Raw genomic sequence first — 9,805 nt, forward strand, 5'->3', positions numbered from 1 at the left:
ACACACTCACGAGGCCCCCGCCCACAGAGCCAGACAACTTCGCCCCTCGGCCCATCCGCCCATCCGCCCATCCGCCCATCCGCCCATCCGCCCATCCGCCCATCCGCCCATCCGCCCATCCGCCCATCTGCACCGGCCCTCATTCACCGAGAGCTAACAGCCGGGTGCCGCCGGGCTGCGTAGCTTCAGGACTCTTTTCACGCCCTGCCCCCGGCGTACTGACCGCGGGCATACGGCCTCCGCCCACTGTGGCACCCACCGTATTCCAGAGGGACTTCCTATGGCTACACAAGACCGACCCATGTACGAGTTGATGTACGTGGTCAACACCGTGCTGAACGACGAGCAGGTGAAGGACATCGTCGAGCGCGTCACCGGGTTCATCCGCGAGAGCGGCGGCGACATCGTCGAGGTGCAGGAGAAGGGGAGCCAGCGGCTCGCCTATCCCATCGAGAAGAAGCGCAACGGGTACTACACCCTGACCTACTTCCGCGCCGATGGCGACTTCATCGAGCGCTTCGAGCGCGCGCTGCGCATCAACGACGACATCATGCGCCACCTCATCCTGCGCTACGACGCCAAGATGATGCGCCACTTCGAGAAGCAGCAGCGCCAGCCCGCCGAGGCTGAAGCCGAAGCGTCGTAACCCTTCCTGCGGAGCGAAGGCTTCGCCCCAGACCTCAGCACACCCCCATGGCACGCAACGACCGCAACAAGAAGAAGACCGAGCCCATCGCCCGCGCGGCGGTCCCCGGCGCCAAGCGCCGCCCGGTCTGCCCCTTCGAGTCCGAAGGCATCGAGTACATCGACTACAAGGACACCGAGACCCTCAAGCGCTACCTCAACGAGCAGGGCAAGCTCCTGCCCCGGCGCGTGACCGGCGTCTCGGCCAAGTCCCAGCGCCAGCTCACGGTCGCCGTCAAGCGCGCGCGCCACATGGCGCTCCTGCCCTTCGTCGCGGACAACATTAAATGACCGCTTTGGGCTGTCGGCTGTCGGCTCTCAGCAGGGAGGCCGGAAGCCAGGAGCCGGAAGCCCAAAGCTCTGGATCATGGACATCATTCTCACGCAGGACGTGGACGACCTCGGCCAGAAGGGCGAGGTGATCACGGTCAAGAACGGATACGGGCGCAACTTCCTCATCCCGCGCGGCCTCGCGGTCGTCGCCAACCCGTCGAACGTCAAGCGCTACCAGGAGGAGACGCGCCAGCAGGCCGTCAAGCTCGAATCGGCCCGCAAGGACGCCGAGGCTCTCGCCAAGCGGATCGACGACATGGAGATCGTGCTCCAGGCTCCGGTCGGCGAGGAAGACCGCATCTTCGGGACGATCACGACGCAGCAGATCGCCGAAGCGCTCGCAGGACGCGGGATCGAGGTCGACCGCCGCAAGATCTCGCTCGACGGCGATATCCGCACGACGGGCGAGTACTCGGCGACGGTCAAGCTCCACCCGGAGCACAGCGGCTCGCTGACGGTGCAGGTCGTGCCGGAGTCGCTCGAAGAGGCGCTTTAGGCCCGGCCCGCTCCGGGCGATGCTCGAAGGCAACACCCCTGGCGGGGCGTTCGTTATCCCGGTACGCCGGAGGCGGACGCCCCGTTTTAGCGAAACGTGAGACGCGCGGCGTGAACCCGCGCGCGTCCGGTGAGTGTGAGGGCACGGATCACGCACTACTCGTCACGGCCATGCGCCTGCTATCTCTCCTCCTGACAGCTCTGCTCCTTGCACCCGCCTCGGCGCAGGTGCCCGAGGGGGAGCCGGTGGTGTGGACGACGCTCGTGGAGCCCGAGACCGTCCGGCCCGGCGAGACGGCCGAGGTCGTGCTCTTCGCCGAGATCAGCGGTGACTGGCGGATGTACGCCCTCGACTCGCCGATTGGACGGGCACTCGACCTGCGGCTGGAGCCGAGCGCGGCGTTCGAGCCGGTCGGACGGACGCAGCAGGGGACCCCGGAGGAGGGCTACGACGAGATCGTCGAGAGCGTCTACACCTACTTCGCGGGCGCGGCCGAGATCGCGCAGACGCTTCGCATCGCCCCGGACGCGCCGCGCGGCAGCACCCCGGTCCGGGGCGCGGTCCACTTCATGGTCTGCAACGACGAGATCTGCCTGCCGCCGATGCAAGCGCCGGTCGCCGCTTCGGTGGAGGTCCAGGGGCCGGCGGTCGTGGCGCAGGCGGAGTCTCCGGCGGTGGCACGGGCAGGGCCGCCCGCATCGTCTTCGGAGCCTGCGCGGGCGGACACCGCGCAGGCAGCGGCCGAGGCGGTGAGTCCGCAGGCGGCAGCGCCTCGCGTAGCCACCGCGCCGTTCGAGCCGGCCGCGCCGCAGCGAGGCGGACTGTGGGGCTTCCTCCTCCTCGCGGTCGGGGCCGGGCTCGTGGCGCTCCTGACCCCGTGCGTCTTCCCGATGATCCCGCTCACGGTCTCGTACTTCCTCCACCACGCGGGCGACCGGCGCAAGGCCGCGCGGATGGCCGGCGTCTACGGCCTCGCGATTGTCGGGCTGTTCACGCTCCTCGGCGTGGCGATGGCGCTCCTCGTCGGGGCGGCGGGGCCGCAGCTCATCGCGGCAAATCCGTGGGTGAACCTGTTTATAGGCCTCGTGCTCGTCGTCTTCGGGTTCTCGCTCCTCGGCTTCTTCGAGCTTCGAATGCCAGCGGCGTGGGCGAACGCACTCAACCGGCAGAGCGACGCGCGCGGAGGCTACCTCGGGGTCGCGTTCATGAGCCTGACGCTCGTGCTCGTGTCGTTCTCGTGCACGGTGCCGTTCGTCGGGGGTCTGCTCGCGGCGGCGGCGCAGGGCGGATGGGCGCGCCCGCTCGTCGGGATGGTCGTCTTCTCGTCGGTCTTCGCGCTTCCGTTCGTGCTCTTCGCCGCCTTCCCGAACGCGCTCGCGCGCCTGCCGACGTCGGGCTCGTGGATGAGCTCGCTCAAGGGGGTCCTCGGTTTCATTGAGATCGCTGCGGCGCTCAAGTTCCTCTCGAACGCCGACCTCGTCTGGGGCACGGGCCTGCTCCCGCGCCCGCTGGCGATCGCGCTCATGATCGTGATCTTCGCGCTCGCGGGGCTCTACCTCATCGGCAAGCTGCACCTCAAAGGGCCCGGCACCGACGCGGCTGACGTGCGACCGGTGCCCGTCGGTGGACTGCGGCTGCTGACGGCGATGGTGTTCTTCGGGCTCGCGTTCTACTTCGTCCCGGGCCTACTCGGCGCGCCGCTTGGCGGGTTCGACGCGTTCCTGCCGCCGCGCCAGGCGACGGACGTGAGCCTGCTCGCCGGGATCGAGACGGGCGGTCCCGAGCGCGGGGGCGAGGTCGCGTGGCACCAGGGCCGGGCCGCAGCCTTCGAAGAGGCGCAGCGCACCGGCCGGCCGGTGCTCATCGACTTCACCGGCTACACCTGCACCAACTGCCGCCACATGGAGGCGACGGTCCTCGCGAAGCCGGAGATCGCCGGGCGCATCGACCAGCACTTCGTCCCGCTCCAGCTCTGGACGGACAACGCCGAGACCGGCCCCGACCTCCAGCGCTACCAGCTCGAACTGACGGGCCGCATCGCGCTGCCGACCTACGCCGTGGTCCACCCCGACGGTCGCCTCCTGAGCCAGCTCAGCGGCGTCACCTCGCCGGAGCAGTACGCCGCTTTTCTCGACGCCGCGACCGTTACCTTCCAGCAGGCGGAGTCGCTCGCCGCCCGCTAGCCGTCACGCTTCGTTCTACTTCCCTGCCTGTTCATGCTCGCTGCTGTACCGCGCCTCCTGCTCTGCTTCTGCTTTGCCCTCACCCTTACCGCGTGCGACCGCACCGAACTCGACGACGATGACGACCCGCCGCCGGGCGGTGGTGGAGGAATGGTGGACGACGGGACCTGCTCGGCGAGCGTAGGCGGCAACCGCTTCGAGGCGTTCATGCCGAGCGCGACGACGAACGACCAGGGCGACGTGCTCAGCATCGCCTGCCGGGAGTTCAACGATGGACTCCTGTTCGAACTCCGGCCCGCCGGATTCGGCGAAGCTATGCTCGGTCTCGGCCCAGGAAGCGCAAACCAGGCGCAGTACAGCGACCGCGGCGAAGTATCGAACACGGCCGAACTGGCGGGCGGTGCGTTCGGCGGGAGCGTGACCCTCCAGGCGTTCGACCAGAACCGCGTGCAGGGCACGTTCACCGTCAACGCCCCTGGCTTCGACGACGGCGACCCGGTCATCAACATCGTCAACGGCCGCTTCGACCTTCCCGTCCGCCTCTCCGTCGGCGACGGTAGCTGAGCGGGACGCCTCGATGCGCTACCGGTTGCTCCTGCTCGCGCCTTTGGTCGCCCTCGCAGGGTACGCGGAGCCTGCCCAGGCCCAGGACAGTTCGGCAGTGTACCGTCCTGTGCTGAAGCCCGTGAGCCCAGCCGCGGCTGTCGGGCTTGAGTACCTGCTGCCCACGCTCGGCCACGCCTACGCGGGCGATTGGGTACGGGGCTTTCCTCCACTGCTCACCATCGTGGCTGGCGGCGTCTTGGTCGTCGGGGGTATCGTGGAGTGCGAATGCCTGGACAGCGCGGAGATCACGACGGGGCTGGTGGTGATGGTAGGGGGACGCCTTTGGGGCCTCTACAGCGCCTACGACACCGCCAGGGACCGGAACCGGGCTAACGACCCAGCCCTGGCCCGTGCGCTCCGGCTCCGCGTGCGCGGGCTGTCGGTGTCGCTCGCGGTTCCGCTGTAGCCTGCCGCGGTCCACGCTCGGGCAGCCGCGCGTTTTCCCTGACATGGCCCTAGGCCCCCTCGATGCCTGATTCGCCCCGATGTTGGCTCAGCGAAATGCCTTGATGCGCTGCTGGTTGCCCCTGCTGGCCTCTTTGGCCGCCCTGAGCGGGTGCGTCGGGAGCCGCCCCGTTCCGGCTGACAGGCCGCAGTCTCTCGCGGAGGTCAACCGGGTGCTCGAGGGCAAGGTCGCGCAGATCGAGCAGGCCGACGGTACGCGCATCGCTGCTTGGAGCGTCGTGGTAGCATTCGATTCCGTACGCTTCGCCACGGAATCGGGATGGGATGCTGTACCGGCAGCGCAGGTGAAGCGGGTCACGTACGGGCAGGAGCGGGTCTCGCTCGGGGAAAGTATAGTCGGCGGCGCGCTCACGGGAATAGTGCTCGCGGCGCTTGCTACTGCGGGCGATTCCGGTTCCGGTGTCATATCGGATTCCGAGATCATCGGAGCGCTCACGGCGGTCGGGGCAGGCATTGGGATGGTGCTAGGGTTAGTCGAACAGGTAGGATCGCAGGACCGCGTGGTCTACGAGGGACCCGTCTCGCGGTACGGTCCAGCCGGAAATGAGGGACGGCGCTAAGTTGGTGAGGGCGGCGTCCACTGTATATTCAGGTGCCTCTCCCTCTCCACCTTGATCTTTGCCTGTCGCCATGATGCAGCCCCTCGCCTACGACTCCACGCCCGACGCCGCCGACCACGCGCGGCTCCACAACTTCTCCGCCGGCCCCGGCACGCTTCCCCTCGAGGTCATCCTGGAGGTCCGAGAAGAACTTCCGGTCTACGGCGACCTCGGCTCGTCGATCATGGAGATCAGCCACCGCTCGCCGGCCTACACCGAGGTCACGAACAGCGCCGTCGAGGCGCTGCGGAGCCTGCTCGGCTTGGGCGACGACTGGCATGTGCTCTTCCTCCAGGGCGGCGCGTCGATGCAGTTCCACCAGGTGCCGGTCAACTTCCTCCCCGCCGGCGGCTCGGCCGACTACCTCAACACCGGGACCTGGAGCCAGAAGGCGATCAAGGAGGCCCACGTCGTCGGGCAGCACCGGGGCGCGGCCCCGCACGTCGTGGCGACGAGCGAGGACAAGAACTTCAGCTACATCCCCGACCGCGACGGATGGGAGTTCGGCGACGATGCGGCCTACCTCCACTACACCTCGAACAACACCATCTTCGGCACCCAGTTCGCCGAGGAGCCGGAGGCCGCCGTGCCCCTTGTCTGCGACGCCTCGTCCGACTTCCTCAGCCGCCCCCTCGCCGCCGAGCGCTACGGGCTGATCTACGCCGGGGCGCAGAAGAACATCGGCCCCGCCGGCGCGACCGTCATCCTTGTCCAGGACGGCTTCCTTCGGCAGCGGCAGTCCGGGCTGCCGACGATGCTCGACTACGGCACCCACGCGGCTAAGCTGTTCAACACGCCGCCCGTCTTCGCGGTCTACATCATCGAGAAGGTGCTCCGCTGGCTCCAGGGCGTCGGCGGGCTCCAGGCTATGGAGCAGCAGAACGACGAGAAAGCGGCCCGGCTCTACGGGGCCATCGACGCGACGGACTTCTACCGGGGCACGGCGCGGGAGGACTCGCGCTCCAGGATGAACGTCACCTTCCGCATCAAAGACGGCAACGAAGACCTCGAAGCCCGGTTCATCCAGGAGGCAAAGGGGGAGGGGCTCCTCGCGCTCAAAGGCCACCGCTCGGTCGGCGGCCTGCGGGCTTCGATCTACAACGCCTGTGCTCCGGCCTCGGTCGAAGCGCTCGTGCAGTTCATGGAGGAGTTCGAGCGGACCAGGGGCTGAGCCGCGACCCCGCTGAAACGCAGAGCGCCCCGCTACCGACTCTGGCAGCGGGGCGCTTGCAGCTTGGGCCGGGAGAGCTACTCCTGCTCTTCGGCCGGTTCCTCCTCGGCGGGCGGATCGGACTTCTTCGCCTTCTTGGTCTTGAAAGCGAGCTCCTCGCCCTCCTTGTGCGAGACCGTGATCGTGTCGCCCTCGCCGAGGTCGTCGGAGAGAATCGACTCAGCCATCGGGTCCTCGACGTACTTCTGGATCGCCCGGCGGAGCGGTCGCGCCCCGAACTGCGGGTCGTACCCCTTCTCGACGAGGAACGTCTTGGCCTTTTTGTCCATCTTGATCTTGATGCCGAGTTCCTCGACGCGCGCGAAGAGGTCCTTCTGCATGATGTCGATGATCTCGAAGATGTGCTTCTTCTCCAGCGGGTGGAAGACGATCACGTCGTCGATCCGGTTGAGGAACTCGGGGTTGAAGACGCGCTTGAGGGCGTCCTCGACGGTCGACTTCATGCGCTTGTAGTCGAACGTGTCGCTGCTCTGGCTGAACCCGATGCCCTTGCCCATGCTCTTGATGTCGCGGGCACCGATGTTCGAGGTCATGATGATGATCGTGTTGCGGAAGTCCACGCGGCGGCCGAGGCCGTCGGTGAGGATCCCATCATCCAGGACCTGAAGCAGAATGTTGAACACGTCGGGGTGCGCCTTCTCGATTTCATCGAGGAGCACGACCGAGTACGGCTTGCGCCGGACCTTCTCGGTAAGCTGCCCGCCTTCCTCGTAGCCGACGTAGCCGGGAGGGGCACCGACGAGCCGGGAGACGGAGAATTTCTCCATGTACTCCGACATGTCGATGCGGATGAGGGACTCCTGGTTGTCGAAGAGGAACTCGGTCAGCCGCTTCGCAAGCTCCGTTTTGCCAACGCCCGTCGGGCCGAGGAAGATGAACGAGCCGATGGGCCGCTTCGGGTCTTTGAGCCCGGCGCGCGTCCGGCGGATCGCCCGCGCGAGCTTCTCAATCGCCTCGTCCTGGCCGACGACCGTGCCCATGAGCTCCTGGCCCATATGCATCAGCTTCTGACCCTCGGGCGACGAAATCTTGTCGACGGGGATGCCGGTCATCATCGCCACGACCTGGGCGATGTCGATGTCGGAGACGTCGTGGACCTCGGTCTCGGCCTGGCGCTCCCACTCCTCCTTCGCGTTCTCGAGCTCCTCCTGGACGCGCTTCTCCTTGTCGCGAAGCTGCGCCGCCTCCTCGAACTTCTGAGACTTGACGACCTGGTTCTTCTCCTCCTTGATGGCCTCGATCTGCTCTTCGAGGTCGACAATCTCCGGCGGCACCTTGATGTTGGAGAGGTGAACGCGTGCGCCGGCCTCGTCCATCACGTCGATGGCCTTGTCCGGGAGATGGCGGTCGGTGATGTAGCGGTCCGAGAGCTTGACCGCGAGGTCGAGCGCCTCCTCGGAGAAGTTGACGTTGTGGTGCTCCTCGTACCGGTCCTTGATGTTGGCGAGGATCTCGAGCGCCTCCTCGGGCGTGGCGGGCTCGACGAGGATCTTCTGGAAGCGCCGGTCGAGCGCGCCGTCCTTCTCGAAGTACTGCCGGTACTCGTCGAGCGTGGTCGCGCCGATGCACTGGATCTCGCCGCGCGCGAGGGCGGGCTTGAACATGTTCGACGCGTCGAGCGAGCCCGAGGCGCCGCCGGCCCCGACGAGGGTGTGGAGCTCGTCGATGAAGAGGATCACGTCGGGGCTCTTCTCGAGCTCGTTCATCACCGCCTTCATCCGCTCCTCGAACTGGCCGCGGTACTTGGTGCCGGCGACGAGGGCGGCGAGGTCGAGCGTCACGATGCGCTTATCGTAGAGCACGCGGCTGACCTTGCGCTGCGTGATGCGGAGCGCAAGGCCCTCGGCGATGGCCGTCTTGCCGACCCCCGGCTCACCGATGAGCACGGGGTTGTTCTTCTTGCGTCGGCTCAGGACCTGAGCCACGCGCTCGATCTCGCGCTCGCGGCCCACGATGGGGTCGAGCTTGTCGTCTTCGGCGAGCTTGGTGAGGTCGCGGCCGAAGTTGTCCAGGACGGGGGTTTTGCTTTTTTCTGCCATTTTGCTGCGCTCACGGGCTGAACCGGACGACGAGCCGCGGCCGGAGGAGGAGCGGCCGGACGACGTGCCGGAGATGATCGAGTCGAGTTCGGCGCGGACGGCGTCGTAGGTGATCGAGAACCCCTGCTGGAGAATCTGCGCGGCGATGTTCTCGTCGTCGCGCAGCAGGCTCAGCAGCAGGTGCTCGGTGCCGATCACGTCGCTCTTGTAGAGCTTGGCTTCGAGGTAGGTGATCTTGAGCACCTTCTCGGCCTGCTTCGTCAGCGGGATGTTGCCGACGGTCAGGGTGCCGCCGCTGGAGCGGACGCTGTCCTCGATGGCCTTCTTGAGCTTGAGGAGGTCCGCCCCGAGGTTGCGGAGGATCTTGACCGCGATGCCCTCGCCCTCGCGGATGACGCCGAGGAGGAGGTGCTCGGTCCCGATGTAGTCGTGCCCGAGCCGGATGGCTTCCTCCCGGCTGTAGGAGATTACGTCGCGGACGCGGTTCGAAAAGTTACCTTCCATGGAGGGGTTTGCTTGGCCTGGGCCGGGTGGTGGGGCAGAACGGCGACAGCGAGCCCCGCGCGGTGCGGGTCAGCCGCCGGCCCCGGGAGGTACAAAGAACGGGCCGAGGACGATGCGGTTCGTAAAACAAACGTACCGTCTGTCGCCGTTGATACGTGATCGCGGCACCACAGAGACCGAACGGTCACTTCGCTGCGCTGAACGGGAGGCTGAGCCGCGCGAAGCGTACGACCCGCCGTCAGGCGCTGAAGCTGGACCCGCAGCCACACGTCTGGGTGGCGTTAGGATTGTCAAAGACGAAGCCGCGCGCGTCGAGCCCGTCGTGGTAGTCGACCGTCGTGCCCATGAGGTACAGCCCGTGCCGCTTGTCGAGGTAGACCGTGATGCCGTCGATCTCGAAGTGGAGGTCGTGCTCGCGCGACTTGTCGAAGCCCAGCACGTAGCTCATCCCCGAACACCCGCCGCCCTTGACGCCGACCCGGAGGCCGTACCCCTCGGGGATCTGCTTGTTGGCGACGATGCGCTTGACCTCGGTCGCTGCGCGGTCCGAAATCTTGATCGGCGCGGGGCGGGATGTCGGCGCAGCGGGGGAGACGGCAGGCTGGCTCATGGGATGCGTGCGGCGCTTGGTCTTGATGCCCCGCTACAACCGAGCCGCGCGGGGG

At 67.3% G+C, this 9,805-nt stretch carries 10 protein-coding genes; 8 read left to right on the forward strand and 2 right to left on the reverse strand.

Annotated features, from left to right (window positions below; translation table 11 throughout):
- The first annotated feature begins 301 nt into the window (after positions 1 to 301).
- From rpsF to serC, 8 genes are all read left to right on the forward strand, one after another.
- The gene (gene rpsF / locus AAGI91_13855) at positions 302 to 646 is read left to right on the forward strand and encodes a 30S ribosomal protein S6 (GenBank protein ID MEM1043698.1); all 345 of its coding nucleotides are present in this window, start codon (positions 302 to 304) and stop codon (positions 644 to 646) included.
- A 47-nt stretch (positions 647 to 693) separates the two neighbouring features.
- Entirely contained in the window at positions 694 to 975 is a 282-nt protein-coding gene (gene rpsR / locus AAGI91_13860) for a 30S ribosomal protein S18 (protein ID MEM1043699.1), read from the forward strand.
- A gap of 76 nt (positions 976 to 1,051) precedes the next feature.
- On the forward strand, positions 1,052 to 1,513 hold the full coding sequence (gene rplI, locus AAGI91_13865; GenBank protein MEM1043700.1) for a 50S ribosomal protein L9: 462 nt from the start codon (positions 1,052 to 1,054) through the stop codon (positions 1,511 to 1,513).
- A 170-nt stretch (positions 1,514 to 1,683) separates the two neighbouring features.
- On the forward strand, positions 1,684 to 3,696 hold the full coding sequence (locus tag AAGI91_13870; protein ID MEM1043701.1) for a cytochrome c biogenesis protein CcdA: 2,013 nt from the start codon (positions 1,684 to 1,686) through the stop codon (positions 3,694 to 3,696).
- 33 nt (positions 3,697 to 3,729) lie between these two features.
- Entirely contained in the window at positions 3,730 to 4,260 is a 531-nt protein-coding gene (locus AAGI91_13875) for a DUF6252 family protein (GenBank protein ID MEM1043702.1), read from the forward strand.
- Positions 4,261 to 4,273: 13 nt separating this feature from the next.
- A complete protein-coding gene (locus AAGI91_13880) occupies positions 4,274 to 4,708 on the forward strand; it encodes a hypothetical protein (GenBank protein ID MEM1043703.1) in 435 nt (144 codons plus the stop codon).
- A 211-nt stretch (positions 4,709 to 4,919) separates the two neighbouring features.
- Entirely contained in the window at positions 4,920 to 5,327 is a 408-nt protein-coding gene (locus tag AAGI91_13885) for a hypothetical protein (protein MEM1043704.1), read from the forward strand.
- A 70-nt stretch (positions 5,328 to 5,397) separates the two neighbouring features.
- Positions 5,398 to 6,537, forward strand: a complete 1,140-nt coding sequence (serC, locus tag AAGI91_13890) for a 3-phosphoserine/phosphohydroxythreonine transaminase (GenBank protein ID MEM1043705.1) — start codon at positions 5,398 to 5,400, stop codon at positions 6,535 to 6,537.
- A gap of 77 nt (positions 6,538 to 6,614) precedes the next feature.
- Here the strand turns inward: serC and AAGI91_13895 are convergent, their stop codons facing one another.
- On the reverse strand, positions 6,615 to 9,140 hold the full coding sequence (locus AAGI91_13895; GenBank protein ID MEM1043706.1) for an ATP-dependent Clp protease ATP-binding subunit: 2,526 nt from the start codon (positions 9,138 to 9,140) through the stop codon (positions 6,615 to 6,617).
- 238 nt (positions 9,141 to 9,378) lie between these two features.
- A complete protein-coding gene (locus AAGI91_13900) occupies positions 9,379 to 9,750 on the reverse strand; it encodes an iron-sulfur cluster assembly accessory protein (GenBank protein MEM1043707.1) in 372 nt (123 codons plus the stop codon).
- Between the last annotated feature and the right edge of the window lie 55 nt (positions 9,751 to 9,805).

The organism is Bacteroidota bacterium (genome assembly GCA_038746285.1).
In the GTDB taxonomy this organism is placed as follows: Bacteria; Bacteroidota; Rhodothermia; order Rhodothermales; family JANQRZ01; genus JANQRZ01.